Source organism: Glutamicibacter arilaitensis Re117 (assembly GCF_000197735.1).
GTDB lineage: Bacteria > Actinomycetota > Actinomycetes > Actinomycetales > Micrococcaceae > Glutamicibacter > Glutamicibacter arilaitensis.
Window position 1 is genome coordinate 1,584,495 of sequence record NC_014550.1, and the last position, 26,134, is coordinate 1,610,628.

17 protein-coding genes and 1 pseudogene are annotated in these 26,134 nt (G+C 51.5%); 17 read left to right on the plus strand and 1 reads right to left on the minus strand.

The annotated features are described in order from the left end of the window. Positions 1-40 precede the first annotated feature (40 nt). From AARI_RS07685 to AARI_RS07715, 8 genes and pseudogenes are all read left to right on the plus strand, one after another. Positions 41-799, plus strand: a complete 759-nt coding sequence (locus AARI_RS07685; RefSeq protein WP_013348751.1) for a 3'(2'),5'-bisphosphate nucleotidase CysQ — start codon at positions 41-43, stop codon at positions 797-799. Between the two features lie 33 nt (positions 800-832). After that, positions 833-1,756: a sulfate adenylyltransferase subunit CysD gene (gene cysD, locus AARI_RS07690; RefSeq protein ID WP_013348752.1), complete on the plus strand. Its 924-nt coding sequence runs from the start codon at positions 833-835 to the stop codon at positions 1,754-1,756. Between the two features lies 1 nt (position 1,757). Further along, complete coding sequence (gene cysN / locus AARI_RS07695) at positions 1,758-3,008, plus strand: sulfate adenylyltransferase subunit CysN (protein WP_013348753.1); 1,251 nt, start codon at positions 1,758-1,760, stop codon at positions 3,006-3,008. A 294-nt stretch (positions 3,009-3,302) separates the two neighbouring features. Beyond that, positions 3,303-3,755 carry a PssD/Cps14F family polysaccharide biosynthesis glycosyltransferase gene (gene pssD / locus AARI_RS19215; RefSeq protein WP_013348754.1) on the plus strand — a complete coding sequence of 151 codons (453 nt, stop codon included), beginning with the start codon at positions 3,303-3,305 and terminating at the stop codon, positions 3,753-3,755. Then, positions 3,752-4,333, plus strand: coding sequence for a glycosyltransferase (locus tag AARI_RS07700; RefSeq protein ID WP_013348755.1), 582 nt, complete (start codon positions 3,752-3,754; stop codon positions 4,331-4,333). Before pssD ends, AARI_RS07700 begins: the two co-directional genes overlap by 4 nt. Positions 4,334-4,690: 357 nt before the next feature. After that, positions 4,691-6,286 carry a phosphoglycerate dehydrogenase gene (gene serA, locus AARI_RS07705; RefSeq protein ID WP_013348756.1) on the plus strand — a complete coding sequence of 532 codons (1,596 nt, stop codon included), beginning with the start codon at positions 4,691-4,693 and terminating at the stop codon, positions 6,284-6,286. Positions 6,287-7,312: 1,026 nt separating this feature from the next. Further along, entirely contained in the window at positions 7,313-9,034 is a 1,722-nt protein-coding gene (locus AARI_RS07710) for a heparinase II/III domain-containing protein (protein ID WP_013348758.1), read from the plus strand. A 282-nt stretch (positions 9,035-9,316) separates the two neighbouring features. Then, positions 9,317-9,526: pseudogene (locus tag AARI_RS07715) on the plus strand (ISL3 family transposase); the annotation flags it as partial. Between the two features lie 278 nt (positions 9,527-9,804). On the opposite strand, the gene AARI_RS07720 reads toward AARI_RS07715, so the two are convergent. Further along, positions 9,805-11,250: an IS481-like element ISAar27 family transposase gene (locus tag AARI_RS07720; protein WP_013348760.1), complete on the minus strand. Its 1,446-nt coding sequence runs from the start codon at positions 11,248-11,250 to the stop codon at positions 9,805-9,807. 225 nt (positions 11,251-11,475) lie between these two features. Here AARI_RS07720 and AARI_RS07730 point away from each other — a divergent pair, with 225 nt between their 5' ends. From AARI_RS07730 to AARI_RS07770, 9 genes are all read left to right on the plus strand, one after another. Further along, positions 11,476-11,748 carry a helix-turn-helix domain-containing protein gene (locus tag AARI_RS07730; RefSeq protein ID WP_041648670.1) on the plus strand — a complete coding sequence of 91 codons (273 nt, stop codon included), beginning with the start codon at positions 11,476-11,478 and terminating at the stop codon, positions 11,746-11,748. 81 nt (positions 11,749-11,829) lie between these two features. Then, positions 11,830-13,107 (plus strand): ISL3-like element ISAar13 family transposase, encoded by a 1,278-nt coding sequence (locus tag AARI_RS07735; RefSeq protein ID WP_013348761.1) that lies wholly within the window; start codon positions 11,830-11,832, stop codon positions 13,105-13,107. Between the two features lie 131 nt (positions 13,108-13,238). After that, on the plus strand, positions 13,239-13,646 hold the full coding sequence (locus AARI_RS19635) for a hypothetical protein (RefSeq protein WP_013348762.1): 408 nt from the start codon (positions 13,239-13,241) through the stop codon (positions 13,644-13,646). Between the two features lie 63 nt (positions 13,647-13,709). Then, on the plus strand, positions 13,710-15,521 hold the full coding sequence (locus AARI_RS07745) for a glycosyltransferase family protein (protein ID WP_013348763.1): 1,812 nt from the start codon (positions 13,710-13,712) through the stop codon (positions 15,519-15,521). A gap of 2 nt (positions 15,522-15,523) precedes the next feature. Continuing rightward, positions 15,524-16,099 carry a hypothetical protein gene (locus tag AARI_RS07750; RefSeq protein WP_013348764.1) on the plus strand — a complete coding sequence of 192 codons (576 nt, stop codon included), beginning with the start codon at positions 15,524-15,526 and terminating at the stop codon, positions 16,097-16,099. Next, positions 16,096-21,087: a glycosyltransferase gene (locus AARI_RS18565; RefSeq protein ID WP_013348765.1), complete on the plus strand. Its 4,992-nt coding sequence runs from the start codon at positions 16,096-16,098 to the stop codon at positions 21,085-21,087. The genes AARI_RS07750 and AARI_RS18565 overlap by 4 nt, the downstream gene beginning before the upstream one ends. A 115-nt stretch (positions 21,088-21,202) precedes the next feature. Beyond that, on the plus strand, positions 21,203-23,116 hold the full coding sequence (locus AARI_RS07760; protein ID WP_041648675.1) for a glycosyltransferase family protein: 1,914 nt from the start codon (positions 21,203-21,205) through the stop codon (positions 23,114-23,116). Between the two features lie 59 nt (positions 23,117-23,175). Continuing rightward, positions 23,176-24,342, plus strand: a complete 1,167-nt coding sequence (locus AARI_RS07765; protein WP_269446616.1) for a glycosyltransferase family 4 protein — start codon at positions 23,176-23,178, stop codon at positions 24,340-24,342. A 10-nt stretch (positions 24,343-24,352) separates the two neighbouring features. Next, positions 24,353-26,098: a glycosyltransferase family 4 protein gene (locus tag AARI_RS07770; protein WP_013348768.1), complete on the plus strand. Its 1,746-nt coding sequence runs from the start codon at positions 24,353-24,355 to the stop codon at positions 26,096-26,098. The last annotated feature ends 36 nt before the right edge of the window (positions 26,099-26,134 follow it).

Consider the following 26,134-nt stretch of genomic DNA (forward strand, 5'->3'; position numbering starts at 1 on the left):
ACGCTGGTGCTACTTGTTGGGGCAAGGAAAGGGGGAACCCGTGAGCGACGTGCAATTCGCTGCTGAAATTGCAAAGGAATCTGGACGGGTATTGTTGCAGCTGCGTGCTCAGGCGCGATCCAAGGCAATGACTGAGTCAGAGCTGAAGGTTGCTGGTGACCGCGCATCTCAGGAATTCTTGAATCGTAGGCTTGTCGAGAGCTACCCGGATGATTCGATTCTTTCGGAAGAAGCCACCGACGACTTGACTCGTTTGAGTAATGACCGTGTGTGGATCATCGACCCGCTGGACGGAACCCGCGAATATTCAGAAGGTCGTGACGACTGGGTCGTTCATGTCGCGCTCTGGAAATCCGGTCAGCTGGTTGTTGGAGCTGTAGCGCTTCCCGGCTTAGATGAGTTGCTCGTGAGCCGATCTGAACCCATGGGGGCATTGAATCGCGGAATGCGTCCGGTCCGTATAGCGGTATCGCGCACTCGGCCGCCACAGATCGTTGCGGAGCTGTCCAATCACTTGGACATCGAATTCGTGCCGATGGGCTCGGCTGGGTTCAAGGCCTGTGCTGTAGCACGCGGTGAAGTGGATGCCTATATCCACGCCGGTGGGCAGTACGAGTGGGATTCTGCTGCGCCTGTGGCTGTCGCAGCAAGCAGAGACTTGCATGTCAGCCGCATAGACGGCAGCCCACTGGAATACAATCAAGAAAATCCGTATCTACCAGACCTGCTGATCTGCAGGAAGGAACTGCGAGCCGCCTTGCTTGGGGCAATGGCCGGCATCACGTTGCAGACAACTTAATACGTTCATTAATTGAATTTGGGGGTTCTATCAATGAAACTGAAACAAGCCACAAGCATGCGATATCAGCTGGACCAGCTCTCAGCGCTAGAGGCTGAATCCATCTACATCATTCGCGAGGTAGTGGCCGAATTGGAACGGCCTGGCCTACTGTTTTCCGGGGGCAAGGACTCTGCGGTCCTGCTACACCTTGCAGCCAAGGCCTTCGCGCCAGCAGTTATCCCGTTTCCAGTAGTCCACATTGACACCGGGCACAATTTCCAAGAAGTCCTCGACTTCCGTGATGCTGAAGTTCTGCGCAGGGGAGTGCGTCTCATCGTCGGATCTGTGCAGGAAGCGATCGATGCCGGTGAAGTCGCCGAAGAGCGCAATGGATCCCGTAACCGCATCCAGACTCCAGTGCTGTTAGATACCATCGAGAAGCACCGGTTGAATGCGCTCATGGGCGGCGCCAGGCGCGATGAAGAAAAGGCCCGGGCCAAGGAGCGTGTCTTTTCATTCCGCGATGAATTCGGCCAGTGGGACCCGAAGAATCAGCGCCCCGAACTGTGGGGCCTGTACAACAGCCGGCTGAATTTGGGGGAGAGCATCCGTGTCTTCCCGCTGTCCAATTGGACGGAGTTGGACATCTGGCACTACATTGCACGCGAAAACATCCGGATTCCGTCCATTTATTACGCGCATGAGCGTGCGGTCTTCGACCGTAACGGCATGGTCTTCGGAGTTCACGAATTCTGTCTACCCATGGAACATGAAGCGGTTGAAATCCGCACGGTCCGGTACCGCACCGTGGGCGATGCAAGCCTGACTGCGGCAGTGGAATCAACTGCTGGCACCACTGAGCAAATCGTCGACGAAGTTGCCTTGACGCGCATCACTGAACGCGGAGCAACACGGGGAGATGACCAAGTTAGTGAAGCGGCCATGGAAGACCGCAAGAAGGAAGGGTACTTCTAAAATGGACTTGCTACGTATTGCTACGGCCGGATCAGTTGATGACGGCAAAAGCACCCTGATCGGGCGGTTGCTTTTTGATTCGAAGGCGATCTTCAGCGACCAGTTGGATGCGGTGGAGAAGACTAGCACCGAGCGCGGTTCCGAATATACGGACCTCGCCTTGCTCACCGACGGATTACGGGCCGAACGTGAACAGGGAATCACCATTGACGTGGCATACCGCTACTTTGCCACGCCTAAGCGGAAATTCATTATCGCTGATACGCCCGGGCACATCCAATACACCCGGAATATGGTAACCGGTGCTTCCACATCCGATCTGTCCATCGTCCTGGTCGATGCGCGCAAGGGCATGGTGGAGCAGTCCAGGAGGCATGCCTTCCTGGTTTCGTTGCTCAAGGTGCCTCACCTGGTCGTCGCGGTGAACAAGATGGATTTAGTGGATTGGTCCGAAGAAGCGTTCGAGGAAATCCGCAACGAATTCGCTGACTACGCGTCACGTTTGAACATCGCCGATGTCCAAGTGATTCCAGTATCCGCGCTGACAGGTGACAATGTGGTCAGCCGCTCGGAGAACATGCCGTGGTACCAGGGATCATCGCTCATGCACCACCTGGAGAATGTGCAGATAGCCAGCGATTCGAACCTAGTTGATGTCCGATTCCCTGTGCAGTACGTCATCAGGCCTCATAGCAACGACTACCATGACTACCGCGGCTATGCGGGCCAGGTGGCAAGTGGCGTGTTGAAACCCGGAGATGAGGTTGTCGTGCTTCCTAGCGGGCTGCCATCTACGATCAAAGAGATTTCCACGGCAGACGGACCTGTTGAGGCAGCCTATCCGCCGATGTCGGTGACCATCCGCTTGAATGACGATGTGGATGTCTCGCGAGGAGACATGATTGTGCGTCCCAACAATCAGCCAATGGTCGCCCAGAACTTCGAAGCCATGGTCTGTTGGATGAGTGATCGTCCAATGCGCGTGGGACAGAAGCTGGCGATCAAGCAAACGACTAAGTCTGCACGGGCCCTGGTCAAGGGTCTGCGCTATGGCTTGAACATCAACACCCTGCACCGGGATGAAGAGGCTGGCAGCTTGTCTTTGAACGAAATAGGGCGCATCACAATGCGGACTACGCAACCGTTGTTGGCTGATGCTTACCAGCGGAATCGGACTACCGGCGGGTTCATACTGATCGATGAGATGACCAATGACACGGTTGCTGCCGGCATGATTATCGAGGGCAGCTGATTCTGTTGTCCTCGGTACCTTGTGTGCCGAGGACACCAGCGGATCCTGCGCAGAAAAAGGGGAGATGCGTAGCGGGGTTTGGTGATTGATATGTCGGCTTCTTGCCTGAACTGCCATTGCGGGTTGGACGTCCGCGTCCGACAGCCGCTCGAGTCATGGGGGAACTCGTAGCCTTCTGAAATGCATTTTCAGGACCGAGCGCGATGCTCAGAGACAACGCACCGGGCTTGGTGTGATTGCCAAATCACGGCGGGCTGGTGAACAACTTGTATTGGGGAACAAGGGGGTAATGAGATGAGTGGTTTGCTGTTTGTAGGGTCTAGTGGAGGCCATCTAGCGCAGATGCTTTCAATGGCTGCATGGTGGAAAGAGCGTGAAAGGTCTTGGGTTACCTTTGATACGCCAGATGCAACGAGTGCGCTTGCCGGGGAACAAGTGGCCTGGGCGTATCACCCAACCACACGCAATCTCTGGAATACGGTGCGTAACCTGTGGCTGTCTTTCAAGGTTCTGCATCGCCAACAGCCTGAGGCAGTCATCAGCACCGGAGCTGGGGTAGCGCTGCCGTTCTTCCTCATGGCCAGATTGAGAGGCATTCCTACAATTTACGTCGAAGTTTATGACCGCATTGATTCGCGAACTCTGACTGGAAAACTTTGCCGTCCGCTGTCCTCGGCATTTTGCGTCCAATGGGAGGAACAGCTTGAATGCTATCCGGGCGCGACGGTGATCGGACCATTGCTATGAACGAGAAAACAGCGGAATTCATGATCCTAGCGCTGGTAGGAACCGATCATCACCCCTTTGACCGCATGGTGGAGCTCGTGGATGCGTTGCAACAGGCAGGGGAGCCGGGGCGTAATGGCAGGAAGTGTCTGATTCAGTTTGGAACATCGAGTCCACCTCGGTATGCACAAGGCATGGATTACCTGCCGAAAAGCGATGTGCAGAGGCAAATAGATCTCGCAGATCTAGTGATTTGCCATGGTGGACCATCAACCATCGTGGAGATTCTGCGCAGTGGTAAGCGACCGTTGGTAATAGCTCGCGATCCACGCAAAGGGGAACACGTTGATGGTCATCAGCAACGGTTCGCCCGGCACATGGCAAATCAGGGACATATCGACTTGGCGGATAGTGCATACGACGTCGAGCAATTGCTGAGTCATGCAGCTTCCACCACGATCTCAGCTTCCAACGCCAATGTATCGCTACCGTCGCCAGATGCTAGTGCTTTGCTCTTGGGTGCTCTGGTGGATGGCCTCATCGCCGAAGGTAAGTCTTATCGGATCTGGCATTCACGGCGAAACGAAAGCAGAGCCTGACTACCTGTGATGAACTGCCACGAGGTCAGTCCCATCCCTGTGCGAAAGCGGTCTAAGACAGAAGCTAATTATGCTGGCGTTCGGATGAAATGAAAGCTTGAGATAACTGGGATAAACGACGATGCAGCTACTCGAATGCAATTAGTGATCTGCACCACTGTGAACTAACGTGTGGTCGTCAAGTAGTCATCATATCGAATAAGTGAAAGTTTTCACAAAGTCGGATTTTCCCTGCGTAACATGCGTGAATTCAAGGGAAAATGGGGGATGCATAGCGCTACTCTGGAAATGTAGGCAGCGAAAAACAGCTGCTTTCATGCCACCATCAGCCCAAGAAATCGCAAAGGTGCCACACCCGTGTCTGACAACAAGCCAATCGTACTTCTGGCCGAACAACTATCCCCAGCAACTGTTGCTGCACTCGGCCCCGACTTTGAAATTCGTCAGACCGACGGAGCCGACCGCTCCCAGCTGCTCGAAGCCATTGCCGACGTAGATGCAATCCTCGTCCGCTCTGCAACCCAGGTAGATGCAGAAGCAATTGCCGCAGCCAAGAACCTCAAGGTCATCGCCCGTGCCGGCGTAGGCCTGGACAACGTAGACATCAAGGCAGCCACCCAAGCTGGCGTCATGGTAGTCAACGCTCCAACCTCCAACATCATTTCCGCGGCTGAATTGACCGTGGGCCACATCGTGTCCCTGGCACGCCGCATCCCCGCAGCCAACGCATCGCTGAAGAACGGCGAATGGAAGCGCAGCTCCTTCACCGGCGTTGAACTCTTCGAGAAGAAGGCCGGCATCATTGGGCTCGGCCGCATCGGCGCCCTCGTGGCCGCACGCCTGCAGGGCTTCGGCATGGAAATCGTTGCCTACGACCCATACGTCACTCCAGCTCGTGCCGCGCAGCTCGGTGTCACCCTGCTGACCTTGGATGAATTGCTGGCCGAAGCTGACTTCATCACCATCCACATGCCAAAGACCCCGGAAACCTTGGGCATGCTGGGCAAGGACGCATTCACCAAGATGAAGAAGTCCGCATACGTGGTCAACGTGGCCCGCGGTGGCCTGGTGGATCAGGATGCGCTTTACGAAGCATTGAAGGATGAAGAGATTGCAGGCGCTGGCATTGACGTGTTCGTCAAGGAGCCAAGCACCGATCTTCCATTCTTTGAATTCGAGAACGTCACCGTCACCCCGCACCTTGGCGCATCCACCGATGAAGCACAGGAAAAGGCCGGCGTCTCGGTAGCCAAGTCGGTTCGCCTGGCACTGGCTGGCGAATTGGTCCCGGATGCTGTGAACGTTGCTGGCGGTGTCATCGATGAGAACGTGCGCCCTGGTATCCCGCTGATTGAGAAGCTGGGCCGTATCTTCAACGCATTGACTTCCGGCTCCCTGACCAGCATTGACGTTGAAGTTGCCGGCGAGATCGCTTCACTGGATGTCAAGGCTCTGGAGCTTTCGGCACTCAAGGGCGTTTTCATGGACGTAGTCTCTGATCAAGTCTCATACGTGAATGCACCGGTCTTGGCTGAGCAGCGTGGTGTTGCTACCCGACTGATCACCACCCCTGATTCGCCTGAGTACCGTAACCAGCTGACCATCAAGGGTTCGACCAATGAGGGCACCCAGCTCGCTGTGGCAGGTACCTTGACTGGGCCTAAGCAGATTGAGAAGCTCGTGGGCATCAACGGCCACGAGATCGAAATTCCTATTTCGGATCACATGATCGTGGTCCGCTACGCGGATCGTCCAGGCGTCGTTGGCTCGCTGGGCAATGTGCTGGGAGAGCAGGGCGTCAACATTGCAGGTATGCAGGTATCGCGCGATGAGAAGAAGGCTGAAGCACTGGCTGTCATCAACATCGATTCTGCGCTGCCACAAGGCGTGCTAGACGTTGTAGGTGCAGCGATTGGTGCGAGCGTTGCGCGCGAGATCAACCTGGCCGACTAATATTTAGCAAACGTTCGTCACGAGGCATAGGCGACCGATCTCGACTCAACTGATTCAGTGAGCTCGGGATCGGTCGCTTTGTGGCACCTCAAGAAAGGTCACAAAGCTACAGGAGCGTTCGTAACGAGAACCATTTGGCTCCGATGTTCGCGGGTTTGTTACGCCATGACGATTCTATCGTTACGAAGCATGCCATGCGCTAAAGCCGGTCGTTACCAGTTACATGACGGTTCTTACTCTTTCCATTGGGAAAGCACCAATTGCTGGCCATTCGATTTTCGCCTCATCACGGGGTTGACTTTGGACTGGTGGCCCGGCTTCAATCCCGGCCACCACGCTTGTTTCATGAAGCTGAGTGTTTCTCTCGTTGTGCGATGCATCAATGGAACGTCCTACCGTATCGCTGCAAAGGAGCTAGACCAACAAGCTTATTTCCTAGCGATCACGGTATTCGCTTTCACGGGTGAGCTTGCCAGGCTGATCAGTGGTTGTCCGGCGGTCAGCATCCTGGGATTGCCATTCAACCCACGTGCAGGCAATGGATTCCATTCTCGGAATGGAGACAAACCAAGGAAGCCTCGATCCCGATGATCGGAGACTTGCAGGCAGGCAGTGGACATGGACGGTGTTAGGGCTCCGAGGATTATATTCGGTCCGGTGTGTTGCGGCGGTTGGCACAAACGGGGAGAACCAATTTTCGCGTAGAGCGCGGAAGTCAACGCGTGCAAGAGACTAGTCAGCACAGACAAACCGGTGTAGGAGACCATTTCTTTACCGGTGAGTAGGATTCGGACAGCGTGGGAAGCATGAGTAGAATGGTTCACAGAAATGGTGAACCGTGATTTTGGTGATATGGAATTTAGAGACTCCTATTATCCCAAGTCGGGGTCATCTTTTCGTTTTGTTGCCTGTTAATGACGTGCCCGTCATGAAGCTGCCGGGCTAGCTCTGGCATAATTATCCAATAATGCATAGTCAACCAAGTTCAAGCATTGAATTTTCTACCTCGTCGAACGCGCTAAGGAAATGATGACAGCTTTCAATACTGACGGACAACTTTTCCACACGTACTCAACAGTTTCCACGAATGATTTGAGCGACCAAGAGTTTCTTGGGCAGTTGCTCACAGGTTCCCTGAAGTTATTACCTCATCGGTCAGTGAACCTTGGACAAACTATCGTGTGGGACTCAGACCCACTCAATGATGACAATTGGAGATTTCAGTTCCATTGCCTCGTATGGTTGGATCGCTTACGTTCCGTTTCGATTACTGAACAATCAGATCGGGGGCTAGAACTTTATGAGAAGTTGCTCAGATCTTGGATTGTGTCTAACCCTACAAGTAGTCCAAAGGATGAATATGCTTGGTTCGACATGGCTGTTGGCATGCGAGCAATTGTTCTTTTGATGGCGGCGAAGCATTTTGATAACCCCGATTGGATAGTCGAGTCGATCCAGACACACGCCACTCATTTAGCAGACCCTGCCAATTACGAAGGACGTGGCAACCATAGTCTTCATCAGGACATGGGACTGATTGCTCTCGCTCAGTACTTAGATCGTTCTGACTGGATCGAACTCGCTAAATCCAGGATATTGAAGATGTTAGACGAAGCCATTGACGAACAAGGTGTGTCTCGCGAGGGGTCAATCGACTATCAATTCCGTAATTATCGATGGTACGAAGAAGCATTCACAAGAATGAAAGCTGCTAAAGCAGATCCTCCGCGAGAAAAATATGAGCTTCTGTCAAAAATGACTGAATTCATGGCGCATGCCACGAGCCCGAGTGGTTATTACGCAATGTTGGGCGATACTGTCTACCACAAGGCACCGCGAATACAAGACACGCCATCTGATTGGACGCGCGACGTTTCCTTAGCGCCTGCGGATAAGTCTAGGATTTACGATTCAGGCTATGTCTTCGCTCGTGCTAGTTGGAGTCATGTTGATAAGCGGAGTAATTCATATCTAACACAGCGGTTTGGGCCAGGTAGGTCCTCGGCCGTGCATGGCCACGAAGATGCCGGCTCGATAACTTTGGATGCTTTTGGTGAACGCCTGCTTTGTGATTCGGGCTTATTTGCCTACGAAGCAGGTGAGGAAAGGCTATACTTCCGAGGTCGAGAGTCTCATAACGTTATCGACGTGGAAGGACGTAAATACTATCCAAGTGCCGATTCCCCGTTGGTCCATAGCCACCAGACTAATGATGTAATGCAGACCACGATCAGAATCCAAGGTCTTCAAGGTGTCGTTTGGTACAGAACTATGGCTTATTTTCCGAATGACGATTTTATTTTGATAGATGATCGAATCACCAATACCTTGCCTGGCGAAATTAAACAGCAATGGAACTTGCCGAAAGATTCAGTAATTCGATCCTCGAAGAAAGACGGCTATGAAAGCGTTAGAACGACTTCAGGATCGGAAATTCGAATTTATTGTCTGAATTCTGAAGTGAGTACCGAGTTCGTTAAAGGAAATCGAGATCCTATAAGTGGGTGGATTTCTGATGAGTATAGAGTTAAAGCTCCATCTCCGAAACTCTCTTATATCCAAGAAGGGAAGTCGGTCAGATTTACCAATTTAATTGAGTGGTCAAACACGAAGTCTCCCTTCTGGTCGAATAAGCTTTATACAAAGCGATCCAGTAAGTCGTTCGTAATCTCTCTCATGAAAACAAATGAGTTAATTGAAATTGACATGGAGAGCGAGAATATTTCAATTAAGCGGACAAAGAAGTGAACGTTTTTCGTGTTCATTTGGCCTATGTTACTTGACGCCTGAAATCAGCAGAAGTGCAAATTGTCGGGTCTTGCAGAGCCGCGGATAATTCGGTTTGATTTCCACGCTTGCTTGTACAGCATCTCTATTTTAGAGCCATTCGTAGCTTGTCAGACCTGCGAATGGCGCTAAATTCACTCTTCGATTTTTAGTATGGTGTCCCCGAAAAAGAATTTGGCTCGCAGTCCCTTCTGCGAATAAGGATGTCGGCTAAAAAAATTCAACCGCAAAGAACAACGAGCCGTGACCAAGGATACCGGCCGAATCGATGCTGCGTCGATTCTGTTGAACCTCATCGACTACCGTGTCATCACCGTCACCCAAGATTCTGCCGGACGGCAACTACTTGTTGAGCCCGTTGAAACCGAAGCCGCCGGCCCTTCGTGCCGGGTACTGACTACCCGGATCCACGCCAGACCGGTGCACCGAGTCAAAGACCTTCCAGCCGGCGGTCCCTGACCCTTCTATATTTGTCAAGCCGGTAACACCTCCGGAATAGCGGCATTGAGGATCCGGTAGATCTTCCTCGCGAGGTAGCGTTTGATGCATCGGCGGATCTCCCGAAGGCTCTTGTGTATAGCAGACGCATTTGGTAGCGTATGTGCGCGTATCGGGTGTGAAATTTCGTGACTTCGTGGACACTGAATCTCGTCACTTCGTGGACAATGGATCTCAATACTTTGTACACAGCTACCGGCGGCTCCCCTTCGAGCGCCGCCGGCAACAGCCAACTACCGATAATCAAAGACCTCGGGCATGTCTTCTTCCCGCGCCTCGTACTGGGCCTGGTACTCGGCGACCTTCCGGCTCCACTGCTTTGTCGGGTTCGCCAAGCGAATTCCCCTGATCGAGTACGAGGACACAAACCGCCGATGAACACGCAACGCCACCATGGGCAACGGGAAACTCAGCACCACTTCCGCGGTATCGGGATCCGACAAGATGAATTCGTCTTCGGTGATGGTCCTCAGGAACTGGCGTCCAGCATAGGTCTGCGGCAGGGAGATCTGCTTGCCACGATAATAGGCTTGGCAATTATCCTTATTGACCCGCACTAGTAACTGATGGCTTTCCCGATCCATGTCAGGCTCGTGCTGCTCCGTGAGCTTCTTCAGGATGTCGCCAGTTTTCGAAACGACAACATCCGCGCGATTCGCCGCCGAGCTTCCGATTCGACGCTTCATCAGGTATTCAGCGGCCTTCGCTTCCAGCACCACCATCGAGATCGGCTCGGTTGCCGGCGTGTGCTCCAGCAGCTCCCAGGCCTTCTGCGGGGTTGCCTGGTTCAAGGATTGATGGGGCCGGCGCTGGTTATAATGCTCACGATAACGTCGAAGCAGCTTCTGCACGTCCGCAAGATTTTGCGGCCTGTTGGCCTTGAGGAACTGCTGAAGGGTCTGGTGCGAACGTTCATTCTTGCCCTGAGTCGTCGGCCTGCCCGGCAACCCCGTGATCGGCATTGTTCCCTGGGACGCCAGATAGGCTTCCACGATGCCGATGGTTCCGCCGCGAAGCTGATTGAACGCCTTGGAGTTATCGCTGAGGACTTCCTTGGGCGGCCCGTAGTCATTGATGGCACGTGCGAGCACCTGTTGCGCGTCACCGCTGTTCTCATGGCGTGCGTACGCGCTGGAGCCCACGTCGAATCGGGTCGCATCGTCAATGAGCTGGTAGACGGTCACCACCTGATCGGAATGGGTTCTGAACTCGAACGCGTCGAGTTGCCACAACGCCATGGCAGCAGAGCGCGCGAAGGGAACGTACGAGGATTTCGGGCGCTTGCGCGGACTGCGCTCAACATGCCCCACACTGGCCAGCAGCCGCGCAATGGTCGCCACGGACGGGATCTGGCCACCAGGAAACTCGTCCAGGATGGTCGCTTCGTAATGGATGGTCTTCGGTCCGTAGTCCCACCCATCCTTTTTGAGTTCCTTGCGGATCCTGACCAGCTCATTGATCACGTCGGGACCGTAGCGTCTGGAGGGTAGTTTCGGGGCTCTGGAGCGCGGGTGGAGCGCGCCGGCTGATTCTTGTGTGGCTCGTTCGCGGATGCGGTAGAAGATGCTTCGCGAGATTTTCTGGGTCTTGCAGAATTCGCTGATGCTCAGGGCCTCGGGCTGTGTGGGATCGAAACTGATGATCATCGCGCGCAGGCGTGGAGAGAGTGCGTTAGGCATGCGATTGAGCGTGCCAGAAAATCACGTCTCGAATGTCCACGAAGGTATGAGACATCGTGTCCACGATGTCATGAGATCGTGTGTCCACAAAGTCTTGAGACAGGACAGTGCGCGTATCGGGTAGCACCAATGTAGGGATCGGGTAGCGCTTTTCGAATGTTGACGGCAAGATGATCCTGACATCTACGACACCGAAGTCGTGGCCGTCGAAAGGAATCACCCGTCATGGCTGATTACCGCAAAATCATGCTCCTGCTCTTGCAGGGGCGTTCCTACCGGCAGGTGCACACGCTGCTGAATTGTTCGCATCGTACGATTTCCAAAGCTCGTCAGGTTTTGGACGAACAAGGGTTCACCACACAAGCTCAGCTCAAAGAGCTCAGTGATGAAGACCTGGAGCGCTGCTTCACCGATGGACGCAGAGCTGTGTCCGCGAGCTTCGTCCCGATTGATATCGAAGCGGTGATCAAAGCGGCTCTTCAAGTTTTAGCGTGGTGAGCCCGAAAAATAAGTAAGGCCCGCAGTCCTCTGCGAAAATGGATGTTGTCTAGACAAACCATCAGCAAGGAACTACGAGCCGTGTTTAAGGATACCGGTGGAAACGACGCTGCGTCGATTCTTCTCAACCTCACTGACTACCGCGTCATCGACGCAACCCAAGAACCAGCCGGACGACAAGTCCTTATCGAGCCCAAAGCCACAGAGGCAGCCTGTCCAACTTGTGGGGTGATCACCACCCGCATCCACGCCAGACCAGTGCACCGGGTCAAAGACCTCCCAACCGGTGGCAACGACATTAAGGTCCTGGTGCGTAAACGCCGGATGGCCTGCCAAGAGACCGCCTGCGAACGCCGCTCGTTCGTGCAAACCACCGAACAGCTACCGTTGAGGGCCAGAATCACTACCAGGCTCTCTCAAAAGCTCGTGGACGAGATGAGCTGCGAACTGCGAGCCGTGTCCAGGGTCGCTTCTGCGTACCAAGTTTCCTGGCCAACCGTGATGGCAAGAGTGAACATGGTCGGTGAGCTTGTAGGCAACGTGGACCGCATGTTCATCCGCCGCCTCGGTATTGATGAGCACCGTTTTCGTAAGGTCCGCTACGCACGCGGCCGCACCGGGAAAGTGGTCCGTATTGAGCCGTGGTCTATTGTCTTCACCGACCTGGATACCGGAAAAATTCTAGATATTGTGGACGGACGACGCTGTGCAGCGGTGAAGAAGTGGTTGAAGTCCCGGCCACGGTACTGGCGTCAACGAGTACAGTACGTGGCCATTGACATGTCTGCTGAGTTCCGCAAAGCGGTGCGGGAGAACCTGCCGAAAGCAAAGATCAGCGTGGACCATTTTCATGTCATTCAGCGGGCGAATCTCATGATTACTCAGGTGCGCCGGCGTCGCTCCCACGAGGTGCTCCAGCGCCGAGGAAGGGCCGCTGATCCGGCCTACAAGTATCGGAAACTGTTGACCTGCAATTTGGAGAACTTGTCGATTAGGCAAGTTGAGCGGCTGAAGTTGATCCTTGAAGCAGATCCTGAGCTGGGCGTGATTTATGGGATTAAGGAACACGTGCGGGAGCTGTTGAAAACCAGGGATATCCATGATTTTCAATCGAGGTGGGCGGTGCTGGAGAAATCGGTGAAGACAACGAAAATGGTGGAAGCGAAGTCGTTGTTCCGGACGCTGACTGCGTGGAGGCGCGAGTTGCTGGTGTTCATTCGTACGCGGTTGACGAATGCTCGGAGCGAGGCGGCGAACCTGACGGCGAAGAACTTGAAACGGATCGGTCGGGGTTATCGGAATCATGGTCATTACCGGGTCAGGATATTGTTATACACGGCGGGGCTACGGCCGTGCTGAGCATCCTGCACCACGCTTAAACTCGAAGAGCCACTATATTGAAGCGGCTCTGGCGTTTTAGTTAGGCGCTCATCCCAAGATGATGGATATACTTGGATAGCCATTCTCTAATCTCATTTTGGGAGTACTTCGTGTCACGCAGTTCGTATGTGAAAATCGCCGCAAAGCTAGCACCTGTAGCTGCCGTCGCATTATTTTTGACAGCAGGCGTAGTATCGCTTTTCAGTTTGCGCTTTGCGCTCTTAGCTCTGTCTGTTGGCCTCGCAGCAACAGTGGTTAGTTCATTGCTACGTCAGAAACAGTCTCTTCATGACACTCGTACGGTCGTGCGTCAGGAACTTCGTGGTGTGAGTCTTGGAGCGGCACCAAGCGCTGATGCTTCGACGAATGAAGCGTCAAAGCGACTCGTTGATATTGCTGACAAGTTGTCGCGTGAGCAGAGTCCGGTCGCGCGCGAACTGCATATCAAAACTGTCGAAGAAATTCGCTTCCTTCAAGCTCAACTTGATTCGTATTTCAAAGGCGGACAGCAGAACTAACTGCGAGTCAACTAAATATATGCCGTAATTTTCGGCAGTTTTGATACTCAGGGAGAGCACTACATGAACGCACCTATCGTTAGAATTCTTGATCATGAGATCTCAAGAACGATCACCCCCCAGGAATCGGGTACTTCCCGAGGGTCAAGGGGAATAGATAACGCCGCTGAAATCACCCGAGCGCTTGAGGCTGCTTCATTTCTCAATACGCCAGGTAATTTTGCGCTGGATCTATCTTTAGGGTCAGCAGACTATAGTGAGATTTCTTTGAATTCTTGGAGCGTACGACATCGTTTCCTAGCACTAGAAATCTATCTCCGTGCTTCAGTTATTGCACTAGTCGAAAAGGTCGGGCTTGATACTTTCGATGATTCGATCGTGTTTGCCACCGAGGGTCCCACGGCTGTGCGTGCAGCTGCCGAGAAATACATTGTGGATATCAGATCGCTTAGCCGTGCTCGACGCTTCGTTACAGCTAGCACGTCGCATGTGTTTCTCTCAATTGAATCGGGCCTATACGAAGAAATTAAGAGTTTTCGTTCGCGTCTGAGCAAAGACGACAGCATTCGCTTTAATGACTTAATGGCAACTGCACCAAACCTTGAGATTGACTGGGCGCAATTAGTAGCTGAATCGAACGCGTTGGCAGTTCTATACAACTTTTCTCCATACACCGACACTGGCGCGGTAGTCGCTTCCAAACGAATTCGAGCTAGCGGCGACACATACGATGTTATCGCTTGTAGCTTCGCGCATAGGAAGAAAATCGACAGCACGATTGATCGCATAGCCGCGCCTTATGTAGCCAGCAAGCAGTTTTTGCCAATGGTTCCCTCCTGGGCAACTTGGAGTGCCTTTAAAGCTTATGCCTTGAAATCCAGTAGGATCGCGCAGAAGAACATTGACTCAGGTAAGAAGTATGAGTATCTCTATACCCGTGCAATGTGGGCGCCTTCGCACTACGCTGGGCTGTTACTGAAGAAAGCCAATCCGACGTTGAAATGGGTGGCAGAGTTCTCCGATCCATTGTCGTTGGATGTTGAGGGGTTGCCACGTGGTGGTGCTCCGCTGGATGATGATTTTGTAACTGACCTGGTCAAACCTATCGAAGAATCATTTGGTCCGATTCCCATGAGCGAACGAACGATCTTTGCTTTGGCTGAACTGATTGCGTACGCTCATGCAGACGAAATCGTGTTTACTAACGAACATCAGAAAACTACAATGCTTGCTCATATCTATAGCGATTCACTGCGCGCAAGGGTAGCGGCCAAGTCACTTGTAAGTAATCACCCAACGCTGCCATCCGAGTTCTATGAAGCTGAACAAGTCGATTACTCTGTTGATAACTCCAAAATTAATCTTGCCTATTTTGGTGAATTCTACGCTACGCGAGGTCTCACTGAAATAACTACCGCGATTCGTATGCTTCCTGCAGAATATCGTCATTTAATCCGCTTGCATGTTTTCACAAACTACATTCCGGTTAGTGGCTCAGGTTCCAGACCACGCGGTATGTCGGCCAAAGCCTACAATGACCTTGTTGATAGAGCCATTAACGGTGTGGGAGCACATGGCATCGAGAATCAAGTGACGCTCAATGGTTCATTGCCCTATTTGAAATTCTTGGCTATTACGAAAAACTTCGATTATCTGCTCGTAAACGACGCGCGCTCCGGTGAACATCACGAAGTCAATCCCTATCTTCCTTCCAAATGGAGCGATTATGCGGGCTCCGCAGCAAAGTCTTGGGCCTTTGTGGAGGACGGAAGCAGTTTGTCTCACAAACCAGCAACGATCCACACACCACTTGGTGAAGTGCAAGCAATCACAAGGGAACTCCACCGGATCATCATTGAAAAGCTAGGAGCATAGTCATGGGTTTAACTCCTCCAAGCGACAACGGATTGAACGAAGTCCTTACCAAGATTGGACGCGCATCAACTCCTCAGGTGCCGCACAACTCTCTGGGCCTTACTTTGCCGCGTGCGCTCCGGTGTGAAAGCTGGTTGAATCAGAAAACGGATTTCTTCGGTGTGATTAGTGGCTATCTGTCCGAAAGTCTTCAAGAGCGCGATTATACAGTTGTGACGGCTACACCAGGCCTCAGTCATCATATAATGCCGGAGAATTTTGCAGGTGTCGTCGTTATTGATCGCTTAGCTTTCGATGAGGGGACCTGGTTCGGGGCAATTTCGGAGACAGCGGCTACTTTGCGGGAAGAGGTTTACGAGTTGTGTCGTAAAGCTCGGCAAAATGGTATTCCGGTTTGGTTCTTGGACCGACCAGCAACCACAGAACCTTTTGGCATAACGAGAATCAAGAGCGCGAGTGATGTCGTCATGCCCATTATCAATCCCGAAGAATTTGAAGAGGGTGCAAAGATCTCCGAATCTTTCACTTTAATTATGAGTCTTGTGGAAGCGCGCTTTGCATCGGAGAACTACAAATGAGCTTAAACCGAAACAATATGGATGAATCTCTTTCCGCGAAGACAATTCTCTGTGTTATTGACGAAGAATCGACAAATCCCCAGGTCTATCGTCGGCTAGTTTCGACGCAGCTTAGTTCTCTTCGAGACATGGGTGCTGAACTTGTATTGTTGCACGTTGATGGACGAGCTGAATTGCTCCCCGCTGAGTACCGTTCGTTGGACGCAGAGTTACTTGTTGACAAGCCTATCGAAGGAGAATCTGATAATCAGCGTTCTCGTAAGTTGGCTCAACGTGCCGTCAAACATGGTAAGGATTCTCGCTACGATATCGTAATCGGATTCGGCTGGACACTGAGCCGTCGAGTTGCGGGTGGACAAGCCTTGTCCAATAAATTCTGGTCAGTTGTTGACGATCCAACCGAGTCAATTGATCGATCTGCATGGACTAATCCAACTATTGTCGATGCTTTGTATCGAGGCTCTCGCAAGGTCTTTGTTTTTAGTGATGAACGCCGATCGATCCTTGAAAATACGTCGAACGCTGCGAACGGCCGCACGTACCTGCCGGCCTTACACGCCTACCTTGATACGAGTGCTTTAAAAAAGAAGACTTATGAGCTCGGAGCGGCCACTCGCGTAATCCTACCTGGACTGACACAACCGGCTCATTACATCGATCTGCTATCTGAGCTATCAGAATTAGCGAAGTCTGGTCGCTCCTCCTACGAATTTTTATTTGATGGTGCCGAGGAGACTTGGGGTGAACTGCAAAATGCGCCGACGACTGCCGTCGCTGCTGCAATTCCGGGCCTAAAGATACTTCGAGGTCACGAACGATTCGACGGTGAGCTTACGCTTGGGCTCGTTCCAAATACTGCGGGAGAAGAATGGCTTTCGTCCTTCCTCATCGGAGAATATCTCCGTCATGGGGTAGTGCCAATTTCTCTTGACCGCTTCTTGTCACTAGACCATGGGAATCCCGCAGAAACTATTTCGGTAGCCGACGAACTTTCTCATCTGACAATTGACGTTGAGCGACTTGAAGATGCCAACAGAGTCATCGCCGCTGCTAATTTAGACACTGTTGGCGGACGATCCGTTGACGGCAACGAGACCGCTCCGCGAAAAGTCGTATTGGCTGGAGCCGATTTCAAATTTGCTGGTGACTTAGTAGAGTTACTTAACGAATCTCCCGACTTCGACCTTAAAATCGATCTCTGGGCAAACAATTCCCATCCGGACCCGACTCAGAGCACACCGTTTGTCGAATGGGCGGATATCGTTATTTGCGAGTTCGCCAGCTTTAATGCCATCTGGTATTCACAGAATAAGCGTCGTAACCAGAAACTCATCGTTCGTATGCATGGCTATGAATTGCTTCAGCCATGGATTGATCAACTTGCAATCGACAACGTTGATCAAATTGTCTTCGTCTCCGAATTCTACCGTCGTAAAGCGATCGAAACGAAGGGTTGGGACGAATCCAAAACTTCTGTCATTTCGAATACAGTTGACTTTGGCGACTTATCGCGACAGAAGTTGCCCGGTGCAGAATTCCATCTTGGGATGGCAGGGTACGTACCAATTTTGAAGCGGCCTGATCGCGCCTTGGATTTGCTCGAAGAACTGCTGAAACACGATGATCGGTTCGTCCTCCATATGCGGGGGCATGAACCATGGAACTATCAGTGGGAATGGAAAAAACCTGCTCATCAAGCCGCTTATCGCGATTTCTACTCTCGTATAGCAACGGATGAGAATTTACGTACTCACATCTCGTTCGAGTCTTTCGGCCCGGACATGGCTGGATGGTTCAGGAAAATCGGCTGGATGCTATCGCCGAGCTATCGTGAAACTTTCCATCTGGCTCCGGTTGAAGGCATGGCAAGCGGTGCATTGCCAGTTGTTTGGGAACGAGATGGCGCAGACGAGATCTTCCCTGCCGACTATGTTGTATCTGACGTTACTGAAGCAGCTCAACTTATCCTCAGTACTATCGAGGACTGTGGGGCGTATGAGACGCGTGCGTTTGAAATACAAAGTTTTGCTGCTCGTTATTCGAGATCCACAGTAAAGTCCGAATGGATAGAGTTAATTCATTCAACGGCCGACATGGAGGTAGAAGCACGTGGCACTTCTGCGTCTCCTCATTCCAGCCTCGAAGCCCTGATCGAACGGCACGAATCCAATAGTTCGGCGACTAGTTTACTGAACGCTGTCTCCGAAGCCTGGAGGATTCGCGATTACGCGACTGCTATCTCTTTGCTGGATGCCAACATCAAGCTGACGGCAAATGACACTGGAGAGTTGAAACAATGGGAGCATTGGGTTCGTGGCACGTTCCAAACGGCAATGAATCTCGAATCTGTATTACTTAAATCTGTCGACGGTTGCGTTTATCATCCAAGAAATGATCGCGCCGTTGTGGTGTCTAGTGAGCAGGCCGGAGCAGTAATATTAAAGTCTGCCGTTGAGGGGCTAGACACAAAGTCAATCGGCATTAAACTTCCCGTACCAGGAATCGAGCTAAGCCACGACAACGATTTGTCGAATGCCTCCGCGGTTTCAAAGGACTATCTAGTCAAATACGATGGGACCTTGCGCAGCAACTATTACTTAGTTCAGGCGGCATCGGAAATCGCTAGTATTTTCAGAGATACTTCTGCGCGCGTAGCTGTAGCTAACGGCGGGTTCTTTGAGTCGTTGGCCACGTTAGTCGCGGCACGTCGAGTAGGTATTCCTTTCATTTGGGCACCCTCAGCGAGCACGGATGCTGCCGAGTTCTTTAGTGCGTTTGATGAGATTCGTAATGACGATCCAGTTCATGAGATCTACCAAGCGATCTTGGAGAACACGGATGCAATACTTAATTCCCAGGACCATAATGTGGTTCTGGCGTCTCTGAAACACAAGATTCCGGTATTTGATTCTATTTCGGTTGAAAACCTCGAATCAGTGATTGCCCAAAAGGGCATTAGGCCGCAGGGAACGCAGAATAAGCTCTCCATTGCTTATGCTGGTGACGGCACGAGTGTCGACACTTTGTCTATCGTGGCGCATGTTGAAGTCTGCACAAGTGACAACGTACTACAAGTACTTGACACAGCTCCTGACGTTTTTGTGCTTGAATTGGCAAGTGGTAACGTTGCGCCTCCTGCATATGAAAAATCAGCCAATTTCGCAGATACCACGAATTTACAACAGATTCAAAAGTCGATACTGCATTCACGGGTTATGGGCGCCCGATCAGTCTTCATCTCCCATAACGATCCAGAGGCGCTCGGTCTTGGTAAAGAAATAGCTCGGAAATGCGATGTAGTTGTATCAAATGATCGCAAGTCGCTCATTTCGTACATGCGCTTGAATCCGAACTCCAATCAAATGGCTGCAAACATCTCTGGTGGTAGACGAACAGCAATCATTCCGAGCATCCCGTCACGAAACATCAAGCCGATCACGCCCTGCGAAGACGGAAGTCTATATCCAGCATCATTGGAAGACGGATTGGTTGCCGGTCGCCCTGTAGTACCTGCTTGGACTTCCGGTCTAAGCTGGGTGGACTCTTCGCAAATTGGCGACCACGACGCCGTGCTTCGGTATGAAGCTACCGGAAAACAAGAAGACGGACTTGCGTCTTTGTGGGCGAATTGCGTGGAGCTCAGCCAAGGTCGCAGTGGACTTGATTTCGCTGTATCTGTTCTCCGCACAGCCGGTTTTCCCGTAATTCACCCACGAGGTGAAACATCGAAACCATTTGGCCAACGGTTGACGGTAAATGCTGACACTACCACGCAGTTCAAGCCGGAAATCGTAGTTAAAGACTCTGTAATTTTGGATGATGGGCTCAAACGTGATCTCGTTGCTTTGTATCGCGTTTCTGATGCGCAGAGGATTGTGGTCGAAACGGGAGCTGACAGTGCTCAATCGATCACTATTACGTCGGCAAATGGTCACGAAAGCGTGGTATCGCGGGCAAGGCGAACAAACCAAAAAAGTTTGAAATCGGCTAGTTTGTCAGAGTTCAGCGATTCTGGCGTCTCGATTGTAGTTGCTACATACAATGGTGCCGCGCGACTGCCGCGGTTATTGAGCACCATTTTGAAGCAGCGGCTACCGTTCTCTTTGCTGGAACTGGTCGTCGTTCCTAATGGTCCCGATGATGGAACTCAAGATTTACTGAGAGCTTGGAGCGGAGAGCATCCTGACATTTCGTTAAAGATTCTTCCTGTAGAAGAAGCGGGTGTTGCCAAAGCACGCAACCTAGGTATAGCAAACGCGTCGAGGCAGTACATAACCTTTGTCGACGATGATGATTATCTGGAACCGAACTACTTGCTTTCCCTCTATTCGCGTGCCGATAACAACACTGTTGTGCTTGGAAGGCTGTCGGATGTCGATGAGGAGACAAACGAGATCGTCCGCGACACGACGACAAACAGGCGAGTTACTGAACTTTCTGGAAGATTATTGCCTCTGGCACAGCGTGCAGGTGCTTTGGGCATGAACGGCGCTAAGCTCCTTCCAACGTGGCTGACTCGTGAATGCACCTATGATTCATCGTTACGCAGTGGGGAAGACGTGGCCTTCATGGCTCAGCTGCTAAGGAAGCCAGGTATATTCGTGACATCTTCGGCAGACGTCGGCGAAGCGGACTATATGCGGGTCATGAGGTTCAATTCGATTTCTCGACGTGAGGAGACCTTCGAATTCATGGTTCTTGAACGGTTAGATGTCCTGGCGCTTCTTCATCGAACTTGGGAACAGAGTGAATACAAGGGTGGAAAGGGCACGATACAGTATTTGGCCACGGGACAACTCGGCTTCATGAAGCGCTTCGTTCTGGAGAGCAGGAGCATCGCGGATTATGAGCGAACACTTCACGCCATTGAAGAGCGTAATATGGATTCGTTAGCAATCCTCCAGCCGTTACTTGCTAATCTGCGTTCGGCAATAAGCGATCCCATGTCGTTGAATGACGGTAAGCGAATTTCGCTAGCACGCGAGTAATAGTGCGAACCGCAGTTTAGAGTTGCTGCAGATGCCTGCTTAAGAATTCTGCAGCAACTCATTGCATTGCTTAGCGTCTGACCCGATTCAAAACCGAGAGAATTTTCAACGAGGCATGAAACTTACATCGATAGAACTTCGTCGTGCATTATGGCATTTGAGAACCGGTGGTATTTCTCAACTGCGAGAATGGTATGAGCGGGAGACGTATACTGCTCGGTCGAATGGGATCAGAGGTTCTCGTGCGAGTTCTTTGGAAAATGAACTAGGTCTTCAATTCCCGGTCATGGTCTCCGAAGACCGCCACCGACCTGTACCTGTAACAAATGTTGCAGTAATTTTGGATGATTTCAGTGCAAAAGCATGGGCTCCAGAATGGAACTGCACATTCATTACTCCTGAATCGTGGAAGCAAGATCTGAAAAGCCAGAAATTCGATTTACTCTTTGTAGAATCTGCCTGGGCAGGAAATAAAAAATCTTGGCAGTATCATTTGACAGGACCAACGGCGCCCCGGCCTGCATTTGTTGAGATGGTGGAAGGCTTCAAACAGCTTTCGATACCTACTGTCTTTTGGAATAAAGAGGATCCACCGCATTTTGCTGATTTTCTGGAGACAGCAAAGCTCTTCGAACATGTCTTTACTTCTGATTCAAGATTAATCCCCGAGTATCGCAAAGAACTGGGTCACGACCGCGTGTCAGCTCTGAGTTTCGCCGCCCAACCTGAGTTCCATAACCCCGTCCGTCCCTTGAACCAAGAACGTCGAGACGTTGCCTTCGCCGGTATGTACTTCGCCGACAAATACCCCGAGCGTAAGGAACAGATGGACATAGTCCTGGGGGGAGCGAGCGATATTTCCTCACGTTTGTCGACAGGGCTTGACATCTTTTCCCGGCAGCATGGCGGGGATAAGAAATATCAGTTCCCAGCGCCGTATGACAAGAATGTCGTGGGCTCACTGGATTACGAGAAGATGCTTTCTGCGTATAAGTACTACAAGGTGTTCCTAAACGTGAATTCCGTTGTCGATTCCCCAAGTATGTGCGCTCGTCGCATCTTCGAGATCACCGCGGCAGGTACTCCAGTAGTTTCTGCGCCAAGCGCTGCAATAGAAAATTTCTTTTCTGCTTCTGAAGTTCTTCAGGTATCCAATAGGAAAGAGGCCTCGGACGCAATCCGTAGCTTAGTACGAAGTCCAGAACTTCGTGATCGCATGGTCCATATGGGGCAACGCCGGATTTGGCAGAATCATACCTATGCGCATCGTGCTATTCAGATTGAGCAGCAAGTTGGGCTACAAAATTCTGATAACCAGCCGTTGAGGATGACCTCTACACCCAACGTCACCGCGATCGTATCCACGATACGTCCGCATCAGTTGCACCACATATTTAAAACTGTAGGAAAGCAAAGAGACGTTAATGTTGAGCTGATCCTTGTTACTCACAAGTTCACGCCTGATTACAATGAATTAGCTTCATATGCTCGTGAAGCAGGAATATCTGAGTACCGAGTCCTGGAATTGGGAGAGCAAAGCACATTAGGTGACTGCCTTAATGCTGCTGTATCCGAAGCCTCAGGTGATTTCATCACCAAAATGGACGATGATGACCTGTACGGAGAGCATTACCTCTTTGATCAAGTAGCATCATTACGATTCAGCGGTGCATCCGTGGTTGGAAAGCAAGCACACTATATGTATCTGGCTGATTCAAACGCGACATTGCTCCGGTTTGCGGAGCGAGAACATCGTTTCACTGACCTTGTCATGGGTCCAACGATGTTGGGGCATGCTTCCGTTTTCAAGGAAACGCCATTTAAAACTCGGAACCGTGGAGAAGATACGCGATTCCTGAAAGACATTGTTGAACGTGGTGGGACGATCTATTCAAGCGACCGATTCAACTTCACTCAGATGCGCGGAAGCGACGGACAGTCTCATACATGGGACTTGAGCGACGCTGAGCTTACTGCTACGGGGAGTATTCAGTGGTTTGGGCGCAATGAAAACCACGTGTTTTTCTAAGAGAGCATGATAGTGCAGATAGTTCGAGCAAGGACGAAAGGGTGTAATCGATGAGAATCATGCTTCTTACGCACTCGTTTACCCCTGAAATCTCGCCACCTCAGCGACGCTGGTCTATTATCGCTGACGAGTTAGCCCAATTGGGACACAGGGTCACAGTAGTGACTCCGAAATCAGATCGAATTGCGACAGAGAGCCAACGTCTTCTGCTCAGTAATGATCGTGTGAAGCTGCAAAATTACCCCTCGATGCGGCGTTCTCGGACGATGCTGGGAAAAGTGGTAAAGCACGGAGTGGATGCCATAATCAGTGTCCCTGCCGCCTTCCTTGGACAAAAGCCTGACGTAATCGTTGCTACTGTGCCCGCGATTCCAACACTTATTGTCGGTTACATCGCAAGTCAATTGCGGAGAGTCCCGTTTGTTGTTGATTTGCGTGATGCCTGGCCCGACTTACTGAGCGAATCGCAAGTCCTGAAACTGCGGTGGCTGGAACCGCTCATATCGAAATTTATCAGTTTTGTGGTGAATAGAAGTGACATGCTGATAACCGTTACCCATGGTCTAGCTGAGAAGATGCAGAGCAATGGAGCTAAGAATGTCGCGACTATTTCTAATGGCGTTGAAACTGAACGGGCCAGTCTCCCAATAACCCCGCGCGCACATAACGACGAATTTCATATTCTTTATCTTGGAAATATTGGACGCAGCCAGGGTCTGGAAACCGTCATTCGTGCTATGACACAAGTCCCGGATAATGTTTATCTACGCGTGGTCGGGCAGGGGACTGAAAAAAATAAGCTGGTTGAAATGGCCGAAACGCTTGGCATCAACGCAGAGTTTCTTGATCCCGTGTATGGGCGAGAAGTGTTAGAAAATTATTCTTGGGCGGATACGTGTCTGGTCTCACTTCGGTCTGACTGGCCGAGTTTCAAATACACGGTGCCTTCGAAGCTATACGAGCTTCTATACCTCAATCAGCACGTGACAGGGCTAGTGCAAGGGGAAGCCGCCGGGATTATCAGAGCTTCAGAAGCGGGTATTGTAGTAGAGCAAAGTGTCCCAGCGCTGGTCGAGTACATTAATCAGATGGCTGCGAATCCGGAATTTTTGCGCACAGAACGTCGAGGGACAGCATGGGTTCTAGAAAATGGCTCATTACGCAAGTCTGGCCGTGAGTACGCCAGTATCCTGAGCGAAGTTATTGAATCGAAGTCCAAGAGATAGAGCAAGTCTGTTGAATCTGAAAGTTATTCCGAACGCAATCAACACGGCTAATCTGGTTATTTCAAATATTGCCGACGATCCGACTTATTTTGCTTTGCAGATTGGTCGTCGATTCCGTGGAAATCCAGTTATTCGCCTCGTGACCAGCTATCTGGATAGAAACAGTGCACCTGTAGAGCAGCGAGCGCTGGGTGCGATGCTCAACGATGACAGCAGCGGATTGCGAGCTGCGTGCGGAGAATGGCTCGGCATGGAAACAGAATTGCCATATTCCGTTTTCTTGGCGAATCTATGTATTGCTTCAGGCGAATGGCACCTGGCAGGCATGTTGCTCGACGGTGATTCCAAATCGAGTCGGAAGATCAGAGCAAAGGCACGCTTAATGTGGTCATTGGGACACATGACGAATGCGATCGAGATTTTGGAGCTGATCGGCCGCGGCAGGCAACTCAGTCACTACCGATCAGAACTGGCGACCTTCCAAGGTCTGGCACCAACAATCTCAGCCCAAGCACAAAGTAAGTCCACATCGAGTGAATTTCGGAGTGTCTTATACGTAGCGACTAATTCGCTGCCCCACACGGGAAGCGGGTACGCTCAGCGCACGCAGTCGATTCTAAAGTCGTTGTCTGGCAAAAAGTGGAACGTCAAAGCGCTAACTAGGGTTAACTATCCGATTAACATCGGTAAGCTAACCGCAGGCAAATCCGATGTAGTCTCCGGAATTACTTACGAACGTTGCTTGCCGTTCCCCGCAAAACACGATTTCGCCGGCAGAGTCCAACAACAAGCGGATGATCTCCTGGCTAGGGTGCTTAATGATCGTCCGGATGTACTGCATACGACCACTGACTTCTCCAATGCACTAGCGGTTCGGGCCGTTGCCGAAGCGACAGGAACTCCATGGATCTACGAAGTTCGTGGGCAATTAGCTGATACGTGGCTCTCGACACGGCCAGAAGATTCAAGAAGCTCTGAACGATATCGGCTTTTTGTGGAGCGAGAGGCTGATGTGGCGCGGCATGCGGACTACGTATTCACGCTTGGAAACGAGATGAAGCAGAATTTAGTGCTTGCGGGTGTCGACGAGTCCAAGATCTCGTTATTGCCCAATGGGATTGGAGAAGAGTTCCTTCAACTTCCTGTCAATCGAGAAGATGCGCGAGGACAGCTCGGTCTGGATTCAAAAGCAATATATGTAGGCACCGTCAGTAGCTTGGTCCCATATGAAGGGCTGTCCACGGTCGTCGAAGCAATTGCGAAGCTGGCAAGCGAACATTCTAATCTTCGTTTACTGATCGTAGGAGACGGCACGGATAGAGAAAACTTGATCCGACTCGCTAAGACGCTTGGCATCGAATCTCGCTGTGAATTCCCAGGACGCGTTGCCCGTGAAGTTGCGCATCTTTACCACGCATCGCTGAATGCGTTTGTCGTACCACGCGTGGATTCAGCGGTAACCCGATCGGTCACACCACTGAAGCCTGTCGAAGCCATGGCCTCCAGCGTGCCCGTTTTGGCCTCGAATCTCCCGGCCTTGAGCGAATTAATCACCGATGGTGAGAGCGGCCACTTGATTGCAGCGGAAGATGTTTCCGAGTGGGCTGAGGCAATCGAGAAGTTAATCCTTAATCCTGAAAATGCAGAGCTCATGGGCAAGTCAGGACGAGAATTTGTGTTAGCCAACAGAACCTGGGACCAAAACGCTCACCACATTGTCGAAGTTTACGAGCGAGTAATAAATAAAGCGCTGTGACAATGAGACTGTCCCTGTTCACAGGCATGAGATATG